This is a genomic window from Bacillus sp. FSL K6-1284 (assembly GCF_038002625.1).
Taxonomy (GTDB): domain Bacteria; phylum Bacillota; class Bacilli; order Bacillales; family Bacillaceae; genus Bacillus; species Bacillus paralicheniformis.
Map to the genome: position 1 here is coordinate 3,589,932 of NZ_JBBOCW010000001.1, position 21,237 is coordinate 3,611,168.

Consider the following 21,237-nt stretch of genomic DNA (forward strand, 5'->3'; position numbering starts at 1 on the left):
TTAGACACCTCATTATTCTTATTTTTTAGTATGCCAGTTTGATAACCTCTTTCATTTTAACAAGACAAGCCGCATTCGTGAAGATGCTAAAAAAGGAATTTCCAGTTCATTAGGTGGTAAAAAAGTTACATTTCTTTCACTTTTAAAACCCTCATCGCATTTAAAACGGCTAAAAGGGTAACACCGACGTCTGAAAAGACGGCTTCCCACATCGTTGCGATGCCGAAAGCACCCAAGATGAGAAAAACACTTTTAACGCCGAGCGCAAAGATAATATTCTGCCAGACAATCGCCCTCGTCCGCTTGGCAATGCTGATGGCTTCCGCAATTTTTGAAGGCTGGTCCGTCATGATCACAATATCAGCCGCTTCGACTGCCGCATCAGAGCCAAGGCCTCCCATGGCAACCCCGATATCCGCTCTCGCCAAGACCGGCGTATCGTTGATGCCGTCTCCTGCGAAAAGCAGCTTTTCTTTTGGAAGCTTTTGCTTGTCAAATGCTTCAATGCGGTCCACCTTGTGCTGTGGAAGAAGCTCCGCATGCACTTCATCAATGGACAGTTCCGCGCCGACCGCCTCACCGGTTTCTTTCGCGTCACCCGTCAGCATCACCGTTTTTTTAATCCCCGCTTTTTTCAAAGCAGAGATCGCACGCTTGGCATCCTCTTTGATTTCGTCTGCGATAACAATCGAGCCGATAAACATATCGCCGGCGGCTACATAAACAACGGTACCGATTTCGCTTTCCTCTTGATACTGTATGCCGAATTTCTTCATGAGCTTGGCATTGCCAGCCAAAATGACGGCTCCGTCTACAACCGCTCTGACGCCGAAGCCGGCCGTCTCGCTGTAATCTTTGATGCGATCCGCTTGGACTTCCTTCCCGTATGCTTCACGGATCGACTCGGCGATCGGGTGGCCTGAGAAATGTTCGGCAAGCGCCGCATATTCAAGCAGTTCCTCTTCTTTGACACGGCCTGCCGGCGACAGCTTAACAACGGCAAATTCGCCTTTTGTTAATGTGCCTGTTTTGTCAAAAACGGCGTATTTGACATCATTGAGCGCTTCTAAATAATTGCCGCCTTTTACGAGTATACCTGCTTTTGACGCCGCCCCAATACCACCGAAAAAGCCGAGCGGAATGGAAACGACAAGTGCGCACGGACAAGAAATGACCAAAAAGACGAGGGCCCGGTACACCCAATCCGACAGCGCGGCTCCGGAAATGATCAGCGGCGGGACAAAAGCGAGAAGAAGCGCGACTATGACAACAAAAGGCGTGTAGTACTTGGCGAATTTGGTGATAAAGTTTTCTGTTTTCGCTTTTCTGCTGCTGGCATTCTGGACGAGGTCAAGAATCTTTGAAACGGTTGATTCACTGTATTCTTTGTCCACTTTCACTTCAAGCACGCCGTTTTTGTTGACAAATCCGCTCAGCACCTCTTCGCCGGGTGCGGCTTCTCGTGGAACGGATTCCCCGGTTAATGCGGACGTATCGACAAGCGATTTGCCCGCTCGCACTTTGCCGTCAAGCGGGACTTTCTCTCCTGGCTTGACGATGATGATATCGCCCGCTTTAACCTCATCGGGAGATACTTTGACCGTACCGCCTTCCGTTTGAAGATTGGCATAATCGGGACGGATGTCCATCAAATCGCTGATCGATTTCCTGGAGCGGCTGACCGCGGCTCCCTGGAACAGCTCGCCTACTTGATAGAACAGCATAACCGCCACGCCCTCGGGATACTGCTGAATGATAAATGCACCCAGAGTGGCGATCGTCATTAAAAAGTGCTCATCAAAAACCCGGCCGCGAAAGATGTTTTTGACGGCTCTTAATACGACATCACCGCCGATGATGAGGTAAGCAAGGAAAAAGAGAATCCACTCAGCTGCGGTACCGCCGGGAAGCAGAAAGCCTGCCGCGCCGAGAACGGTGCCTGCAGCCAGTCTTGCGATCGTTTTTTTAAACCGGCCATCACCTTCGGATGGAGCCTGTTTTGTCCCTTCCTTCAACATCACGTTGACGTGCGGTTCGATCTCGGTTACTTTTTTCTTTATTTTTGAAGAAATGTCTTCGCCGCTGTTTTGGTCGACTTTGACAGTCAGCGTGCTTGTTGCAAAATTAACTGAACACGCTTCAATCCCTTTCATACCGGCTATCTCATGCTCAATTTTTTGTGCGCAATTGCCGCAGTCGAGACCGTTTAACATGTATTCCTGCTTCACCTTTTCCATCTCTCTCACCTTTCTTTTTCAGCGCCGGGCTTTGTTTTATATATGAGCATATACGCATATATTATTTACCCTTATTATATGCTTCATCCGAAAAATGTGTCAATCGATCTTTGTTATCATACGCACCGGACTGTTTCCGCGTTTTACCCTGCTTTCGCGCCTGCGAAACTCTGCTGGCATATTAGAAGCAATGCCCAAATATACTTAGTTTAGCTATTAAACTAACAAGCTTTTTTCATAAGGAGTGAGCGTTTTTGAAAAAATCGTGTCTGATGAGCATCTGCCTCGCCCTTCTCCTCGTTTTTTCCGCAGGCTGCAAAAGCGGCACCAACGCCGGCGCAAAGCATGCGGAAGAAATCAAAGTCTGGGATTATTTCACCGGCAGGCAGCAGGAACTTTATCATGAACTTGTCGACCAGTACAATCGGTCTCAGGATCGGTACAAAGTCGTAACAGAGTACATTCCTTTTAATGAAGTGAAAAAGCAGCTGTCTGTCGGAGCAGCCGGCAATGCCATGCCTGACGCCGTTTTCCTTGACAATGTCGACAATGCCTCATTCGCCGCCATGGGCGTGCTCGAAGATTTGACAGAGAAAGTCGAGCAATGGGGGCAGGCTGACCGGTATTATGAGGGGCCGCTCTCATCAGCCGTATATGAAGAGAAGTACTACGGCATCCCTTTCGCAAGCAATGCGCTTGCTTTGTTTTACAACAAAGACCTCTTGAAGGATGCAGGGATTTCCAAGCCGCCTGAAACGTGGAGCGAGCTGAAAAAAGCAGCGAAAAAAACGAGCAAAGGCCAAACGAAAGGATTTGCCCTGTCAGCCGTCAAATCAGAGGAAAGCGCTTTTCAATTTTATCCGTTCCTTTTGTCTTCCGGAGCAGATTTAAAACAGCTGCATTCAAAAGAAGCAGCCTCTTCCCTGCAGTTTTTAACGGATCTGGTCAAAGAAGGCGCAATGAGCAAGGAAGTGTTAAACGCCACCCAGGATGATCTGGCCAGACAGTTTGCAGCAGGTCAGCTCGCTATGATGATCAACGGCTCCTGGAATATTGAACGGCTGAAAGAAGCCGGTCACTTACATTACGGGATTACCTTCATCCCGAAGGATCAAACATTCGCTTCCGCCCTTGGCGGGGAAAATATGGCAGTCGTTAAAGGAAAAAACACCGACGGCGCCTGGGATTTCATCACTTGGCTGATCGATCCGGAGCGGCTCGAAACACTGACAGCGGAAACAGGTGTATTCCCGCCGCGTAAGGATTTGCTCGAATCATCAAGTCATTGGAAAACAGATGACAATTTAAAAGCCTTTATTCCAATCATGGAGATTGCATCAGCCCGCGGCCCTTCGAAAAACTGGCCGAAAATTTCGGAAGCTTTACAGACGGCCCTGCAGGAAGCATTGAGCGAAAGCAAAACGCCGAAAGAAGCGCTGGATGAGGCCGCACAAAAAATCAACGCCTTAAACTAGCTTTAAGCGCACGAAGGAGTTTTGACATGATCAAAGCCATCATTCGTAAATGGGAAGGGTGCTTCTATTTGTTCCCGGCCGTTCTTTTTATGCTTGCCCTTATCGGTTATCCTCTCATCTACAACATAATTCTCAGCTTTCAAAACGTGTCGCTTGCAAATATAGCATCAAAGGATATCAGCTTTATAGGAATCGACAATTATCAGCGGCTTGCCCAGGATAAAGTATTTTGGGCATCTTTAAAAAACACGCTGCTCTACACGGCTGGAAGCGTCGTTTTTCAGTTTGCAATCGGCTTTTTGCTCGCTTTGTTTTTCAGCATGAAATTTCGGCTTGCCCCGTTTCTCAGGGGATTGATGATGGTGAGCTGGCTCATTCCGCTGACGGTTACGGCGCTTTTATTCAAGTTTATGATGGCTTCAAATGAAGGCGTGTTCAATCAGCTGCTCCTATCATGGGGAATGATCGACAATCCAATCCCCTGGCTGTCAGATCCGAAGATTGCCATCTGGTCCGTTATTATCGCCAACATCTGGGTCGGCATTCCCTTTAATATGCTGCTCATATCCGCCGGTCTCAGCTCCCTTCCGGAAGACGTCTATGAAAGCGCAAGCCTTGACGGCGCCAATGCTTTTCAGAAATTCATTCATCTGACCCTACCCTTATTGCGGCCGGTGATCACCGTCGTCATGATGCTCGGCTTCATTTATACGTTCAAAGTGTTCGACCTTGTGTTTGTGATGACTGGAGGCGGCCCCGTGCACGCCACTGAAGTCCTGTCAACCGTCAGCTACCGCTACTCCTTTGACGAATTTCAATTCAGCATGGGCGCAGCAAGCGCCAATGTCCTGTTTTTCATTCTTCTTTTGGTCAGTCTTGTCTATTTGCGGCTGATCAAAAAAGATGAGGTGATGTCATGAAAACGAAGCAAAAGGAATGGCTCTTTAACATTATTGGCGTCCTCGTTACGGCCGGCTTTTTATTCCCCGTTTATTGGATGATCGCCACAGCTTTCAAAAGCGAGGCAGAATTGTTTAAAACACCACCTTTATTGTGGCCCGAGACATTCCGGACGGCCGGCTTCGAAGCTGTGTTCACTTCAGGCATCGCCGGATACTTTTTGAACAGCCTGCTGATTTCCGGGGCGGCTGCCGCCATCGTTCTCATATTGGCCGTTCCTTCCGCCTACGGCTTGGCGCGCTTTCGGATCAAGGGCAAAAAAATGTTCATTTTACAGTTTCTCATCACGCAAATGCTGCCTGCCACCGTTGTTTTGACTCCGCTGTTTATCGCCTTTAATCAGCTGAACATATTAAACACGTATATCGGACCGATTTTGACGGGAGCAACGCTCGGCGTTCCTTTTTCGGTATTAATGCTCAGAACTTTTTTTCTCGGGATTCCCAAGGACCTTGAGGATGCGGCCAAAATCGACGGCTGCAGCCGTTTTACCGCATTCATCCGCATTATTTTGCCTATCAGCGTACCCGGGATTGCCGTCAGCGGAGCGGTTTCCTTCTTTTTCGCATGGGGAGATTTGATTTACAGCATGACATTCAACCGAAATCAGGAGCTGTGGCCGCTGACGGCCGGCATTTACAATGTGATCAGCCAATACGGAATCCAGTGGAATGATCTGATGGCATTTGCCGTTTTATCGGTTTTGCCTGTCATCATCATTTTTATACTGCTTCAAAAGCATCTTGTTAAAGGTCTGATCAGCGGTTCCATCAAGTAAAAAGAAAGGGTGTTTTCGATCATGAAATTTTCAGACGGCTACTGGCTGACGCGCGAAGGATATCACATCAACACGCCAAAAGAAGCCTACGACCGAATGATTGATCAGCAATCATTGACTGTATACGGGCCTGTCAAAGCGGTTCAAAAGCGCGGGTACACGTTGGACACCCGCATGCTCACCGTCAGATTTTCGAGTCCTCTTGAAGACGTGATCCGTGTGCAAGTGTCCCATTTTCAAGGGGAAACGCCTCGCAAGCCCGAGTTTCAGCTGGATATGACAGACGTTGAGCCGGTTATCTCCGAACAAGATGATGCGCTGACCTTCCAAAGCGGCAGCCTGTGCGTTGAGGTGAGCAAAAGCGGTTGGCGCTACCAATTTTCACGTGATGGACAGAGCCTGACCGCAAGCGAATCGAATAGCCTCGCCTATATCACGAGCAATGACGGGCGCACCTTTATGAGGGAACAGCTCAACATCGGCGTCGGCGAATTGATCTACAGTCTCGGCGAGCGTTTTACGGCATTCGTGAAAAACGGCCAAACCGTAGACATCTGGAATCAGGACGGCGGCACAAGCACGGAGCAGGCGTATAAAAATGTGCCGTTCTATTTGTCAAACAAAGGGTACGGTGTTTTTGTCAATCATCCCGAGCTCGTTTCGTATGAAATCGGTTCTGAAGTCGTATCCAAAGCGCAGTTTTCGGTCGAAGGGGAAACGCTTGACTATTTTATCATCAGCGGTGCTGAACCGAAGGATGTTTTGAAACGCTATGCGTCGTTAACGGGAAAACCGGCGCTTCCCCCGGCCTGGTCTTTCGGCCTCTGGCTGTCCACATCGTTTACAACCGACTATTCTGAGGAAACCGTGACACGTTTCATCGACGGGATGACCGAACGCGGCATCCCGCTCAGCGTGTTTCATTTTGACTGCTTCTGGATGAAAGAATTTGAATGGTGCAATTTCGAATGGGATGAACGATATTTTAAGCAGCCTGAAGCTATGCTCAGCCGCCTGAAAGATAAGGGGTTGAAAATATGCGTCTGGATCAACCCTTACATCGCCCAAAAATCGAAGCTTTTTCAGGAAGGAAAAGAAAACGGCTACTTTTTAAAAAACAGCCGGGGGGATGTGTGGCAGTGGGACCGGTGGCAGGCCGGCATGGCAATCGTCGACTTCACCAATCGAAAAGCGCGTGACTGGTATTGTTCAAAACTTGAAAGCCTGCTCGACATGGGCGTCGACTGTTTCAAGACCGATTTCGGAGAACGGATTCCGAGAGACGCGGTTTACTTTGACGGATCAGACCCCGACAGAATGCACAATTATTATTCTTTTTTATACAACAAAACCGTATTTGACCTGTTGAAGCAAAAGCGCGGCGAACGGGAAGCGGTCGTGTTTGCAAGGTCGGCGACGGCCGGAGGCCAGCAATTTCCCGTACACTGGGGCGGGGATTGTTTTGCCAGCTATGATTCAATGGCTGAAAGCCTTCGCGGCGGCCTGTCGCTTTCCCTTTCAGGCTTCGGCTTCTGGAGCCACGATATCGGCGGATTTGAAAGCACGGCAACAGCCGATTTGTATAAGCGCTGGACCGCATTCGGCCTCTTGTCGACGCACAGCCGCCTGCACGGGAGCGAATCATATCGCGTTCCGTGGCTGTTTGACGAAGAAGCGGCCGATGTGATGCGGTATTTTGTCAAACTGAAGCACAGGCTGATGCCTTATTTGTACGCCGCCGCGCATGAAGCGCACGCTGAAGGCATTCCGATGATGCGGGCGATGCTCCTCGAATTTCCCGGGGACAACACTTGCCACTGGCTTGACAGACAGTACATGCTCGGCGGAAGACTCCTCGTCGCTCCCGTTTTTCAGGAAGACGGTGTTGTCCGTTATTATTTGCCAAAAGGCACCTGGACACACCTTTTGACGGGAAAAGAGACGGAAGGCGGAGAATGGAAAGAAGAACAGTACGGGTATATGGGGCTTCCCCTGTTCGTCAGGGAAAATACGCTGCTGCCGCTCGGGCAGGAATCCGGGCGACCTGATTATGATTATCTCGACGGTGTGACGTTCTGCCTTTACCAATTAAAAGACGGCTGCACAGCCGAACAGACGATTTACAATGAAAAGTGCGAAGCAATGACAGTCAGAGCTTCACGGCATGAAAATACGATTACCGTGAAAACAACAGGCGTCCAAAAGAAATGGAAGCTGCTCATCCGCGATCTGTCTGTCACTTCTGTCATAAACGGCGCAGCGGAAGCGCTTCAGGAGGGAACAGCAATTCAGCCAAAAGAAAAGGACCGGGATGTCTTCATTTTTTTCTAAAAGGAGTGATCAGGATGCTGAAAACGGTCCGCACCATCATGTTGGCGGCAATGTGCACGATCCTTTCCGCCGCCGCTGTCAATCCGCCGCCCGCGGCCGCTAAAACCCAGGCTGATGAATATGAATATCCCTTTCAAGATCCAAGTCTCCCTGTTCAAAAAAGGGTCAGCGACTTGCTTTCTCGACTGACCCTTGAGGAAAAAGTGTCGCTGATGCATCAATATCAGCCTGCCATTCCCCGGCTGGGCATTCCCGCTTTTAAAACAGGCACAGAAGCGCTTCACGGCGTTGCCTGGCTCGGGGAAGCGACCGTTTTCCCGCAGGCTGTCGGGCTCGCACACACATGGGACCGCTCTTTAATCAAACAAATCGGCTCAGCGGTCGGCGATGAAGTCCGCGGCTTCCACCACCTTGATCCCGCGGCAAACGGAGTCAATGTCTGGGCGCCGGTCGTTGATCTGCTGCGGGATCCAAGGTGGGGTAGAAATGAAGAAGGCTATTCCGAAGACCCTTTTTTAACAGGGGAAATAGCAACCGCCTATGCCTCCGGTTTAAGGGGCGAGCACCCCTTCTATTTGAAAACAGTTCCTACCTTAAAACATTTTCTTGCCTATAACAACGAAACAGACCGGGGATTCAGCTCCTCAAGCATTGATCCCAGGAACATGAACGAGTATTATTTGAAGCCCTTCAAAACGGCAATTTCCGCAAAAGCCGCGTACAGCCTGATGCCAGCCTACAATTCTGTCAACGATAAACCGGCCATTTTGAGCCCGCTGCTCAACAGCACAGTCAAAGGAAAATGGGCCGGAGACGATTTCTTCATCGTCAGCGACGCCTTTGATCCTTCAGGAATCGTCACTGACCACAAGTATTATGACAGCCACGAAAAAGCGCATGCCCACGCCGTAAAAGCCGGCATTGACAACTTTACAGATCAGGGAGAAAATCCCGGGCTGACGAAAACCGCCTTAACCGGCGCCTTAAAGAATGGCCTTATGTCTGAGAAAGACCTCGATCAAGCCTTGGCCAACACATTCAGCATCCGTTTTCGAACAGGCGAGTTCGATCCGGACGAACTCAATCCGTACAGCCGCCTGACAGATGGCGTCATCAACAGTCCAAAGCACCGGCAGCTTGCGAAAAAAGCGGCTGAAAAAGCCATTGTTTTACTGAAAAACGACCGGAATCTGCTGCCCTTCAATACCCGGAAAAATGAAAACATCGCAGTTATCGGACCGTTCGGAAATGCGCTTTACGAAGATTGGTACAGCGGAACGATGCCGTATCGGAAAACCCCGCTTGACGGAATCGCGGACAAAATCGGCAAAGACCGCGTCTCCTTTGCCGAAGGGTTGGAACAAAGCGGGTTCAAATCCGCCCTGACAGGAAAGTTTGTAACCGCAGGCCGGGACGGCAAACAACCGCTCACAGCATCGGCTGACAAGCTTGAGAAAAGCGCGGCATTCGATGCGGCGGATTGGGGAGAAAGCATTTTCACCCTCCGCGCCCAAGCGAACGGTCTCTATGTCTCGCTTCAGGATGACGGCAAACTGATCGCTGATCAGAAACAGCCGAACGGCTGGACCGTCAAAGAAACTTTCCAGTTTGAACAGCAGCCTGACGGGACATTTGCCATCAAAAATACGGCAAACGGCAAATATCTCACCGCTGGAAAAGACGGGACATTAACAGCCGCTGCCGAAAAGCCGGCGACAGCAGCGGAAAAGTTTTCAAAGGCGATCATCAAGAGCAGTACGGAGGAAGCGGTTCGACTGGCAAAAACCGCGGACAAAGCCGTCGTGTTTGTCGGCAACAATCCTTACATCAACGGCCGGGAAACCGAAGACCGGAAAGACATTACACTACCTCCGGCCCAGGAAAATCTGCTGAAAGCTGTTTCTAAAGCCAATCCCAATACGGTGCTTGTCGTAACGAGCAGCTATCCGTTCGCTCTCAACTGGGCTAAAGCGCACATTCCTGCGATCATATACTCCGCACACGGAGGCCAGGAGGCGGGAAGCGCATTGGCGGACATTCTCTTTGGAGATGAAAATCCGGGCGGACGGCTGACGCAAACTTGGCACACGTCAGTCAAAGAACTGCCGGATATGATGAATTACGATATCATCAAAGGGAAAAGAACCTATAAATATTTCGAAGGCAAGCCGCTGTATCCGTTCGGCCACGGGTTATCCTATACAGCGTTCCACTACAGCGGTTTAAGCGTTTCCTCTGACAGCATCAAAAAAGACGGCTCCGTCACGATCCGCGTCAACGTCACCAACACAGGCGGAAGAAAAGGAGATGAGGTCGTTCAGCTCTATACTTCTCCCCTGTTTAACACGCGGGTTAAACAGCCCAATCTGGACTTGAAAAACTTTCAGCGCGTTGAGCTGGCACCGAAAGAAACGAAAACCGCGACATTCAAGCTGAAACAGGCAGACCTTGCCTTCTGGGATGTAACGAGCGAAACGTTTGCCGTTGAAAGAGGCGCATACAAAATATCGGTCGGGAGCTCGGCGGCGGACATCCGCAAGACAAAGCGGATTTTCGTCCAAGGTGAAACGATTCGAGAACGGAACTTGCGGCGGCAGACAAACGCTGAAAACTACGACGACTACAAAGGCGTGCTCATCACCGAAGAATCCAAATACGGCGGCGATGCGGTAAAAAGCAGTACAGCAAACGCGTGGATCGCCTTCCATGATGTCCGCTTCAAAGGCGAAAAAAGGATAAAAGCAAAGGTTGCAAGCAGAGGCGACGGCGAAATCAGCATCTTCCTCGATCATCCTCAAAAAGGAAAGCAAATCGGCTCGTTAAAAGTGCCTGACACATCCGGATTGCATAACTGGAAAACGATAAAAGCTTCCGTCCGAAAATCGGCAGGCACCCATCGCATCTACTTTGTCTTCAAAGGGAAAGTCGCAATCGATACGTTTCAATTTGAACGATAAACCGGCACAGAAGAAATTTTTTTAAAGCCATGCAGCTTGATCTGCATGGCTTTTACCGTTTTTCAGCAATTTTAGTGCTTTACAACTTAGGAATGATATATTAGAATTCAATCAAAAGTTGCATTAGGTAAAAAAAATGTCATAAGGCAATAAAATATTACCGCAACAAAAATATTGTATTCAGGTTAACTTTCATATAGACATAGAAAGGGGTTAATGAACCTATGAAACCCGCGATTACTGTAAAAGATTTATATGTTTCTTATCACGGCGCAGAAGCGCTTCGCAATATCAATTTCTCGCTTGATCAAGGAATGATGGCGGGCGTTATCGGACCGAACGGCGCAGGAAAATCAACACTGTTAAAAGCCATGCTCCAATTGATTCCAAAAGATAAAGGCGACGTCCGTCTGCTCGGAAAACCGCTCAAACATGTACGCAAGCAAATCGCCTATGTTCCGCAGCGGAATGATATGGATTGGACGTTCCCGATCAATGTGCTCGACACCGTCATCCTCGGCACATATCCTGAACTCGGCCTTTTCAGACGTCCGAAAAAACGCGATAAAGACTGGGCATATCACTGTCTTGAAAAAGTCGGGATGGAAGCATACGCCAAGCGCCAGATCGGTGAACTGTCAGGCGGGCAGCAGCAGCGCGTTTTTCTCGCCCGGGCGCTCGCCCAAAAAGCAGAGCTGTTCTGTCTTGACGAACCGTTCGTCGGAATTGATGTGACGAGTGAAGAAATGATCGTCAGCATCTTAAAGGAACTTCGTGATGAAGGAAAAACCGTTCTTGTCGTCCATCACGATTTGAGCAAAGCGGACAGCTATTTCAATGAATTAATTTTGCTGAATAAAGAGCTGATTCAAAAAGGCCCGGTCTCCGACATCCTCAATCCCGACGTGATGATGAAAGCCTACGAATCTCAGCTTCCGTTCCTGCAATCGAAAAGGGGTGCGATGTGATGGAATTTATCCAGGGTTTGATGGAATATTCGTTTCTGCAAAAATCGCTGTTCACATCGATTATGGTGGGCATCATTTGCGGCGTCATCGGCTGCTTTATCATTCTCAGGGGAATGGCGCTGATGGGAGATGCGATTTCACACGCGGTCCTTCCCGGCGTCGCCATCTCTTATATGCTCGGCGTCAATTTTTTCTTCGGCGCCGTCTTTACGGGCATCCTGACGGCTCTCGGAATCGGCTATGTCAGCCAAAACAGCCGGATTAAAAACGATTCGGCCATCGGTATCGTCTTCACAGCCTTTTTCGCCGTCGGGATCATTTTGATCACGCTTGTCAAAAGCTCAAGCGATCTGTACCACATCTTATTCGGAAATGTGCTGGCCGTTCGTTCATCCGACATGTGGATCACGCTCGTCATCGGAGTCATGATTCTTACCGCCGTCTTTTTGTTTTACAAAGAGCTGCTCATCACCTCTTTCGACCCGACGATGGCGGCCGTCTACGGCTTGCCGAACCGGCTGATTCACTACTTTTTAATGACGCTTTTAACGATGGTCACGGTCGCATCGCTTCAGACCGTCGGCATTATCCTCGTCGTCGCGATGCTGATCACGCCTGCCGCAACCGCTTATTTATTAACGGACCGGCTGTGGGTGATGATCTATTTGTCCGCTTTCCTCGGCGCTTTGTCAGCGGTCGTCGGTCTTGGATTAAGCTATACGTACAACCTCTCCTCAGGAGCGGCGATCGTGCTCGTGGCTACGATTTTGTTCGGACTTTCCTTTACATTTTCACCGAAACAAGGCGTGCTTTGGAGAGCTTTGAAATCAAGAAGAAAGCGGGCAGCACTTCAATAATCCACAATATAAAGGGGGAACACAAAACATGAAATGGAAGCAAACATTAGCCATTGCGGCGGCATTGATTCTTGTTCTCGCCGCCGGCTGCTCATCGAAAAGCAGCAGTGAAGAAAACGGAAAGCTGAAGGTCGTCACCACCTACTCCATTCTCTATGACATCGTCAAACAAGTCGGAGGAGATCACATCGATTTATACAGCATTGTACCTGTTGGAACAGACCCGCACGAATACGACCCGCTGCCAAAAGACGTGCAAAAAACGACGGACGCCGATGTCATCTTTTACAACGGCCTGAATTTGGAGACAGGAAACGGCTGGTTTAACAAGCTGCTGGAAACAGCTGAAAAAGACGGCGATGACGCCCCTGTCTACAAGCTGAGCAAAGGGGTCAAGCCAAAGCATCTCACTGCCAAAGGTAAAGAATCGGAAGAAGATCCCCATGCATGGCTCGATATAGAAAACGGGATTCAATATGCCAAAAACGCGAGAGATGCGCTGATCAAAAACGATCCCGACCATAAAGAAGATTACGAGAAAAACGCTGAAGCCTATATCGGCAAGCTGCAAAAGCTTCATAATGAAGCGGTGAACCGCTTTAAAGATATACCGAAAGAGCGCCGCGTCCTTGTGACGAGCGAAGGAGCTTTTAAATATTTCGCTTCGGCCTACGGCGTCGACGCGCAGTATATTTGGGAAATCAATACCGAAAATGAAGGAACTCCCGGTCAGATGAAAAAAATCGTCGACACGGTGAAGAAAAAGGAAGTTCCGGCCTTATTCGTGGAGACAAGCGTTGACCCGCGGAGCATGGAAAGCCTGTCAGCGGAAACGGGCGTGCCGATTAAAGCAAAAGTCTTCACCGATTCGATCGGAAAGCCCGGTGAAGCGGGAGATTCCTATTATAAGATGATGAAAGAAAACCTTGACCGGATCCATCAAGGTCTCGCCGAATAACCAAAAACTGCTGTACATCCTGTACAGCAGTTTTTTTCGCATGTTTTCCCGATTTTAAAGCAGGGTACAACGAAGGGAAAACGCAGAAAAAAGGAGTGTATTTCGTGAAATCTGTATACGAGGAATGCATCAAAGCCTGCCGGGAATGCCTTGAAGCCTGCAATCACTGCTTTGACAAATGTCTGATGGAAGAAGACGCGGGGATGATGGCCGAATGCATCCGGCTTGACCGGGAATGCGCGGAGATGTGCGGATTCGCACTTCAAGCCATGACGCGCAACAGCCCGTATGCCGAAGACATTTGCCAGCTTTGCGCAAAGGTTTGCGAAGCTTGCGGCAATGAATGCAGCCTGCACAAGCATGACCACTGCCAGCTTTGCGCTGAAAGCTGCTTTGCATGTGCGGAAGCATGCAGAAAAATCGCTTCTTAACTTGAAATATCCGGCTCTCGGGCCGGATATTTTTATGTCGGAAACGTTTATTTTTTCTCCTCCCCCTTACTAAACTGATACAATATGACTATAAAAGGGGGTTTTAATATGAAAGACAGCGTGTTTCAAATGACTTCTGACACATATCAGTCGCTCAGCGATTCAGAACGGCATTTGCTCGAGTACATTTATCAGCACTTAGATGTCATCGCCACTTTATCGATTGTAAAATTAAGCGAGGATGCAAATGTTTCAACAGCCACGATTGTCAGGTTAATGAAAAAGCTCGGTTATGACGGCTACACTTCTTTTAAGTACGCATTAAAAGAAAAACACCACCTCGGCCACGCTCCGCTGATGGATGATATCGACAGCCAAATTAAACAGGCCGTGCTCAAGAATGAAAGAGAAGTTCTGGATACGATTAAAATGCTTGATATCGGGTTGATCGAAGATGCCATTCAAAAAATCAGCAATGCCGAAAAAGTTTACATTTTCGCAAGGGGATTGTCTGAAATGATTGGGACTGAGATGACGATCAAGCTTCAGCTGCTCGGCAAAAACTGCGAGATGCACAGCGACCCGAATATTATCAGAGGCAAGTCAAAAACACTGGCAAAAAAAGACCTCGGCCTTTTTGTTTCCCTGAACGGCGAGACAGAGGAGCTTGTTGAAGCCGCGCAAAATTTCAAATTGCAAGCCATTTCCACCATTACATTAACAACAAGGATCGATTCGCGTCTTGCGAAATTATCAGAGATCGTACTAGTCGGGTTTAAAGGTGAACAATCATTTTTTCCCGATTATGAAGTCCGCTCGCGCCTCCCTCTGCAAGTCCTCTCCCGCATCATGCTGGACTCATACGTCATCCGCACCGCTCATAGCTGAAAACCTTTACACAACCTGTAAACATCCCCCCTTTTATCTGTGACATAATGTCTGTGAAGCCACAGATAAAGGGGGGATACAGCATGATCTATACATGCACGATGAATACCGCGGTCGACTTATTCGTTGAAACCGACGAGCTGCTTCCCGATGTCGTCAACCGCACTAAAGATGAAGATTATCAGCCAAACGGAAAAGGTGTCAATATTTCTTTTATGCTCAAGCGCCTCGGCCTTAACAATACCGCGCTTGGATTTACAGGCGGATTTACCGGGCGTTTTATTGAAAATGAACTGCTGAGTGAAAAAATCGTCACAGACTTTGTCGAAGTCGAAGGCATCTCACGGATTAATATTTTTATTAATGCCACCCGGGAATTCAAAATTGTAAACAAAGGTCCGCTCATATCTGAAGGCCGAAAACAGGAGCTGATTAACAAAATCCGTCAAATTCCGTCCGGCCGCTTTTTATTTGTCTCAGGCAGTCTTCCGAGAGGAGTCCCAGATGACATGTATCTTTCGCTTTCCGAGATTGCCGCCGAAAACAAACTGAAATTGATCTTGGATATCAGCTCTCCCGTTCTATTAGATTGTCTTTCATACCATCCTTACCTGATTAAACCGAATGAACAGGAGCTTGCCGCTTTTTTCAGCCGGAAGAAAGCGCTGTCTGAAGAAGAAATCATCCACTACGGAAAGGAGCTCCTCAATCGCGGCGCTCAAAGGGTTCTCATCTCACGCGGCAAAGACGGCGCCCTTTATTTGGACCGCCAAAGAACCTTAAAAGCGACAGCCGCCAAAGGCAAAGTTGTCAATACCGCGTGTGCCGGCGATGCCATGCTTGCCGTGTTCGTCGGAAAACAGGAGCTCGGCTGTTCTGTTCCTGAAGCACTCAGACACGCCTCTGCCGCCGGATCCTTGACGGCTTTCTCGAAAGGCCTCGGAGATGTGTCCAAACTCGATCAAACAGCTTCACAAATTCAAATCACTCATTTATAAAGGGGGTTTTCTTATGAAAAAGTTCAAAATCATCGCGGCAACTGGCTGTCCAACAGGCATTGCTCATACATTTATGGCTGAAGAGGCCTTAAAACAGGCCGCCGCCAAACTGGGTGTAGAAATCAAAGTCGAAACACACGGACAAATCGGCGTTCAAAACGAACTATCGCCAGAGGACATTAAACAAGCCGACGGAGTCATTGTCGCGGCTGACAAAGATGTAGGCGCCGAGCGTTTTGCAGGCAAACGCGTCCTTGACGTCCCGGTTGCGCGGGGCATCCGAGATGCGGAATCTTTAATTCGGGCGCTGATGAACGGCGAAGCGCCGATTTACCGCGAACAAACAGCGGCAAAAACAGAGGATGAACTCCAAACAGGCGAAGCCGCTTCCATCGGCCGTAAAATATATAAACATTTGATGAACGGGGTTTCCCACATGCTCCCATTTGTCGTCGGCGGAGGGGTTTTAATTGCACTTTCCTTTTTATTCGGCATCCATTCAGCAGATCCTGAACATCCAAGCTACAACGCTTTTGCCGAATTGCTGAATAAAACGGGCGCATTCGGCTTCCAGCTGATGGTTCCGATTTTATCCGCCTATATCGCCGCTTCAATGGCCAAACGTCCCGGCCTGATTGTCGGGTTTATCGGCGGCATGATCGCCAGTACAGGGGGAGCGGGTTTTCTGGGCGGCATCGTATCCGGTTTTTTGGCGGGACTGATCATTTACGGTCTCTCGTATGCACTTAAAAAAATGCCTCAATCCCTCGAAGGGCTAAAAGCAATTTTTCTTTATCCGGTTATCGGCATTTTTCTGATCGGTGCGGTCATGTTTTTCCTCGTGGAGCCGATGACGGCCATCAATGAAGGGATGAAGGACTTTTTAGCCGATTTTCAAGGAGCGAATCCCGTCATTCTCGGCTTGATTATCGGCTGTATGAGCGCATTTGACATGGGCGGTCCGGTCAATAAAGCCGCTTATGTCACCGGCACTGCTCTTCTCGCTGAAGGGAACCAATATTTCATGGCAGGCGTTTCCGCCGCGTGCATCACACCGCCGCTCGTCATTGCGTTTGCCACTTTGCTTTTCCGCAAATATTTCAGCCAGCAGGACCGAAATGCAGGGCTTGTCAATTTTATTCTCGGCGCCACTCATATTACCGAAGGTGCTATCCCGTTCGCCGCAAAAAAACCGATCCCTGTCATTCCGATTTTGATGATCGGCTCTTCGATATCGGCGATATTAACATACTCATTCGCAGTTCAAGTACCTGCCCCGCACGGCGGATTCCTTGTACTTCCCGTTGTCACAGGAGCCTTTCAATGGGTGTTGTCGATTATCATCGGATCGCTTATCGGCGCCTTCTTATACGGTTTTTATCAAAAACGGACATATGAAAAACAGAAAGGCTGATCAAACATGGGCACAACAGCTTTAATCAAAAAAGAGCACATCTATCTTCAAGAAACGTTATCTTCCCAAGCGGAAGCATTTGACCGGGTGGCTCAGGTCGCATATGAATCGGGAGCCGCCCAAACAAAACAAGCGGTCATACACGGATTGGCACAAAGAGAGGCTGAAAGTACGACCGGCTTCATTGAAGGCTTTGCCATTCCCCATGCAAAACTGAAGGACATCACAGAAGCATCTGTCATCATCATTCAAAACCAGATGGGCATCGAATGGAACGCGCTTGATCAAAACCCTGTCACATTTATCATTGCTTTATTGATACCAGATGCCGAGGCAGGCAGCACACATCTCAATCTATTATCATCGGTGTCTCGCATGCTTGTTCACGAAGATGCGAGGCAGCAGCTGATTAAAGCCTCGAGTCCTGACGACATTCTGAACACCTTTTCGAGCTATATATCCTAATTTTGATCAGAAAGAAGGAATCGATATGCTGACAAATACGAAGAAAATGCTGTTGGACGCACAGACAAACGGCTATGCGGTACCGGCCTTTAACATTCACAACCTGGAAACCGTGCAAGCCGTGACAGAAGCGGCTGAAGCCCTAAGATCCCCCGTGATTCTTGCGGCTACTCCCGGAACCTTCAGCTATGCAGGCCGCGACTATATTCAAGCGATTGCAGAAACGGCCGCAGCGCGCTGTTCAATCCCGGTCGCCCTCCATCTCGATCATCATGAAGAGATTGATGATATTCGCGAGTCTTTATCATTAGGGACAAAATCGGTGATGATTGATGCTTCGCACCATCCATTTGCCGAAAATACCGCAATTGTAGCGAGCGTCGTACAATATGCCCGGCAAAAAGATGCCACTGTAGAAGCCGAGCTCGGAAGGCTCGGCGGACAGGAAGATGATTTAATCGTGGATGAAGCCGACGCTTATTACACCGATCCGGATGCAGCAAAAGAGTTCGTCGAGAAAACCGGAATCGATTCGCTTGCGGTGGCAATCGGTACAGCCCACGGGCTTTACTCAAAAGAACCCAATATCGATTTTGACCGGCTGGCCGCGATTCAAAAACGGGTTTCAGTTCCGCTTGTCCTGCACGGCGCCTCAGGAATTCCGCAAGAAGATGTAAGAAAGTGCATCAAGCTCGGCTGTGCAAAAGTAAATATCGCGACTGAATTAAAAATTCCTTTTTCAGATAAACTGCGCCGTTATCTGCATGAACACACTGATGCAAGCGATCCAAGAAAATATATGGCCCCCGCCAAAGAAGCCATGAAAGAAATCGTTCAGGAAAAGATTTTGATGTGTATGAGCAATAACAGATACTAATGCAAAAAGCCGGATGTTCTTTAACATCCGGCTTTTTCAAATCATTTGGCATGCTCTTCTAAAGCATGACCGTCATGAGGCTTTTCATCCGGTATCGGTTCCTGAGCGGCCAATATGCTGTATACGAGCATGACAATTCCTACATAAACAACCGCCGAAACCGTCCAAACGAGAACTGTTTTATCCTTCAAGACGGATTCCTCCAATCAAGCTTCACCTTTTGCAGCCTGAGTGCATTCAGAACGACCGAGACCGAACTGAACGCCATCGCGGCACCTGCGATCCACGGGGCCAAAAGCCCGACGGCCGCGAACGGAATGCCGATGCTGTTGTAGGCAAACGCCCAGAAAAGGTTTTGTTTAATGTTTTTGATCGTCAGCCTGCTCATGAGGATCGCATCGGCGATGCTGTTTAAATCGCCGCGGATCAAGGTGATATCGGCGGCTTCCATGGCGACGTCAGTCCCCGTTCCGATCGCCATTCCGGTATCGGCTGCCGCCAGTGCCGGCGCATCATTGATGCCGTCGCCGACCATCGCGACTTTTTTGCCTTTTGCCTGGATTTTCTTCACTTCATCTGCTTTTCCTTCAGGCAGGACTTCTGCAATGACATGCTGAATGCCACCTTCAGCAGCAATCGCTTCTGCCGTCCGCCGGTTGTCTCCGGTGATCATGACGACTTCAAGCCCCATATCATGCAGCCTTTTCACCGCTCTCTTCGACGTGTCTTTTATCGTATCGGCGACGGCGATCAGCCCGGCAAACCGACCGTCGATGGCGGCAAGCATCGCCGTCTTTCCTTGTGTTTCAAACTTCTCCATTTCGCTGTGCGCCTCTTGAATGTCAATATCACGGCTTTCCATCAGCCGTCTTGTGCCGATCAAAATCCGTTTTTCATTGACTGCGGCTTCGATACCATAACCGGGTATCGCTTCAAAGCTGTCTGCGGAGGCCGGTTCTATCTCTCTCTTTTTAACGCCTTCGACAATGGCTTCAGCAAGCGGATGTTCAGAGTTTTTTTCCGCAGCACCGATAAGCTTGAGAAACGATGTTTCATCGATCCATGGTTCAGTGCGCACATCTGTGAGCTGAGGCTTTCCATTTGTGACCGTCCCCGTCTTGTCAAGCACGATCGTCTCCAAGCGGTGAGCCGTCTCCAAATGTTCGCCGCCTTTGAATAAAATTCCGAATTCAGCCGCACGGCCCGATCCGGCCATGATCGAAGTCGGTGTTGCCAAACCGAGCGCACACGGACATGCGATCACAAGCACCGCAATCAGCTTTTCCAGCGCCGTGCCGAATTCACCGGGGCTAACCGCCAAATACCAGACGAAAAATGTGATGACCGCGATCGCCACGACAATCGGCACAAAAACCCCGGAAATCCGGTCTGCGAGCCGTTGAATCGGAGCTTTTGAACCTTGCGCCTCTTCCACGACTTTTATAATCTGCGCCAGCGCAGTATCTTTGCCTACTTTTTCTGCTCTTACTTTTAAAAATCCATTTTTATTGATTGTAGCACCGATAACCGGATCTCCAACCGTCTTGTCAACAGGGATGCTTTCACCGGTGAGCATTGATTCATCCAGCGCAGAACGTCCTTCGACAATCTCTCCGTCTGCCGGTACTTTTTCACCGGGCTTCACGTACATGATGTCGCCTGCCAATACGTTTTCAATCGGCACGGTCATCTCTTCGCCGTTTCTGACGACGGTCGCCGTCTTTGCCTGCAGCCCCATCAGCTTTTTGATCGCTTCGGATGAGCGCCCTTTCGCTTTCGCTTCAAACAGCTTTCCTAAAATGATCAAGGTTAAGAGGATGGCGCTTGTTTCATAATAAAGTCCGTCCGGATGCCGGTTCGTGCCGAGGCTTTCAATGCTTAAATACAAGCTGTAGAAATACGCGGCAGACGTGCCGAGAGCGACCAGCACATCCATGTTCGCACTTTTGTTCCGAAGCGCTTTATAAGCCCCTGTGTAAAACTGTTTCCCGACGATAAACTGAACCGGTGTCGCCAACGCGAACTGAACCCAGGGATCCATGAACATCTCCGGCAGCCATATAAATGACGTGAATTTGAAATGGCTGACCATTGCCCAGAGCAGCGGAAAAGATAAAATGGCCGAAAAAATAAACTTGCCGGTTTGACGCTGAATGCCTTTTTCTCTTTGTTCCGCCGCTCCATCCGCAGTTTGGTCTTTTTTCAGCTCGAGCTTGTAGCCGAGCTTTTCAACGGCTTCGATCATTTCCTCCGGCGAAACCGCACCGGTATGATAGTCGACTGCCGCAGTCTCTATGGCAAAGTTGACGGCGGCGTTTTTGACGCCCGGCAGCTTGTTGAGGCGCTTTTCAACCCGGTTGGCGCAAGCCGCACACGTCATGCCGGAAATTGCGAATTCGGCTTTTTCCGCTGGAACTTGATAGCCGAGCGATTCGACTTTTTCAGCCAGCTGTCCGACTTCGATTTGCCCCGGATCATAAACGATTTTTGACTTTTCCAGCGCCAAGTTCACATTTGCGTCCTGAACGCCGTCAAGCCTTTTCAACCCTTTCTCGATCCGCGCCGCACAGGCGGCGCAGGTCATGCCAGAGATTTGGAGGGTGGCTTCTTTTTGTCCGTCCATATCCTTCACTCCTTATATAC

17 protein-coding genes are annotated in these 21,237 nt (G+C 49.2%); 14 read left to right on the forward strand and 3 right to left on the reverse strand.

What is annotated here, in order from left to right:
- Positions 1-125: 125 nt before the first annotated feature.
- On the reverse strand, positions 126-2,237 hold the full coding sequence (locus tag MHB72_RS18440; RefSeq protein ID WP_105981224.1) for a heavy metal translocating P-type ATPase: 2,112 nt from the start codon (positions 2,235-2,237) through the stop codon (positions 126-128).
- 254 nt (positions 2,238-2,491) lie between these two features.
- Between MHB72_RS18440 and MHB72_RS18445 the strand changes: the two genes are divergently transcribed.
- The 14 genes from MHB72_RS18445 (at position 2,492) to MHB72_RS18510 (ending at position 18,594) form a co-directional block, all read left to right on the forward strand.
- Complete coding sequence (locus MHB72_RS18445) at positions 2,492-3,712, forward strand: ABC transporter substrate-binding protein (protein ID WP_216919517.1); 1,221 nt, start codon at positions 2,492-2,494, stop codon at positions 3,710-3,712.
- A gap of 26 nt (positions 3,713-3,738) precedes the next feature.
- Positions 3,739-4,632: a carbohydrate ABC transporter permease gene (locus MHB72_RS18450; protein WP_023856274.1), complete on the forward strand. Its 894-nt coding sequence runs from the start codon at positions 3,739-3,741 to the stop codon at positions 4,630-4,632.
- Positions 4,629-5,450, forward strand: a complete 822-nt coding sequence (locus MHB72_RS18455) for a carbohydrate ABC transporter permease (RefSeq protein ID WP_216919515.1) — start codon at positions 4,629-4,631, stop codon at positions 5,448-5,450. Before MHB72_RS18450 ends, MHB72_RS18455 begins: the two co-directional genes overlap by 4 nt.
- A 21-nt stretch (positions 5,451-5,471) precedes the next feature.
- On the forward strand, positions 5,472-7,781 hold the full coding sequence (gene yicI / locus MHB72_RS18460; RefSeq protein ID WP_216919513.1) for an alpha-xylosidase: 2,310 nt from the start codon (positions 5,472-5,474) through the stop codon (positions 7,779-7,781).
- Positions 7,782-7,795: 14 nt separating this feature from the next.
- Complete coding sequence (locus MHB72_RS18465) at positions 7,796-10,738, forward strand: glycoside hydrolase family 3 C-terminal domain-containing protein (RefSeq protein WP_340903558.1); 2,943 nt, start codon at positions 7,796-7,798, stop codon at positions 10,736-10,738.
- Between the two features lie 224 nt (positions 10,739-10,962).
- A complete protein-coding gene (locus tag MHB72_RS18470; RefSeq protein ID WP_023856278.1) occupies positions 10,963-11,706 on the forward strand; it encodes a metal ABC transporter ATP-binding protein in 744 nt (247 codons plus the stop codon).
- Positions 11,706-12,563: a metal ABC transporter permease gene (locus tag MHB72_RS18475; RefSeq protein ID WP_216919509.1), complete on the forward strand. Its 858-nt coding sequence runs from the start codon at positions 11,706-11,708 to the stop codon at positions 12,561-12,563. Before MHB72_RS18470 ends, MHB72_RS18475 begins: the two co-directional genes overlap by 1 nt.
- Before the next feature lie 28 nt (positions 12,564-12,591).
- Positions 12,592-13,521 (forward strand): metal ABC transporter substrate-binding protein, encoded by a 930-nt coding sequence (locus MHB72_RS18480; protein ID WP_216919507.1) that lies wholly within the window; start codon positions 12,592-12,594, stop codon positions 13,519-13,521.
- A 104-nt stretch (positions 13,522-13,625) separates the two neighbouring features.
- Positions 13,626-13,952: a four-helix bundle copper-binding protein gene (locus tag MHB72_RS18485; protein ID WP_020452949.1), complete on the forward strand. Its 327-nt coding sequence runs from the start codon at positions 13,626-13,628 to the stop codon at positions 13,950-13,952.
- Positions 13,953-14,060: 108 nt separating this feature from the next.
- Positions 14,061-14,840: a MurR/RpiR family transcriptional regulator gene (locus MHB72_RS18490; protein WP_003185233.1), complete on the forward strand. Its 780-nt coding sequence runs from the start codon at positions 14,061-14,063 to the stop codon at positions 14,838-14,840.
- A gap of 83 nt (positions 14,841-14,923) precedes the next feature.
- Positions 14,924-15,838, forward strand: a complete 915-nt coding sequence (pfkB, locus tag MHB72_RS18495; protein ID WP_216919504.1) for a 1-phosphofructokinase — start codon at positions 14,924-14,926, stop codon at positions 15,836-15,838.
- Between the two features lie 13 nt (positions 15,839-15,851).
- Complete coding sequence (locus tag MHB72_RS18500; protein ID WP_216919502.1) at positions 15,852-17,252, forward strand: PTS fructose transporter subunit IIC; 1,401 nt, start codon at positions 15,852-15,854, stop codon at positions 17,250-17,252.
- 6 nt (positions 17,253-17,258) lie between these two features.
- A complete protein-coding gene (locus tag MHB72_RS18505; RefSeq protein ID WP_023856283.1) occupies positions 17,259-17,717 on the forward strand; it encodes a PTS sugar transporter subunit IIA in 459 nt (152 codons plus the stop codon).
- Positions 17,718-17,742: 25 nt separating this feature from the next.
- Complete coding sequence (locus tag MHB72_RS18510; RefSeq protein WP_020452953.1) at positions 17,743-18,594, forward strand: tagatose bisphosphate family class II aldolase; 852 nt, start codon at positions 17,743-17,745, stop codon at positions 18,592-18,594.
- A 41-nt stretch (positions 18,595-18,635) separates the two neighbouring features.
- On the opposite strand, the gene MHB72_RS18515 is transcribed toward MHB72_RS18510, so the two are convergent.
- Together MHB72_RS18515 and MHB72_RS18520 are read right to left on the reverse strand one after the other, a co-directional pair.
- Entirely contained in the window at positions 18,636-18,785 is a 150-nt protein-coding gene (locus MHB72_RS18515; RefSeq protein ID WP_023856286.1) for a hypothetical protein, read from the reverse strand.
- Complete coding sequence (locus MHB72_RS18520) at positions 18,782-21,217, reverse strand: heavy metal translocating P-type ATPase (RefSeq protein WP_216919501.1); 2,436 nt, start codon at positions 21,215-21,217, stop codon at positions 18,782-18,784. Before MHB72_RS18520 ends, MHB72_RS18515 begins: the two co-directional genes overlap by 4 nt.
- Positions 21,218-21,237: the final 20 nt, after the last annotated feature.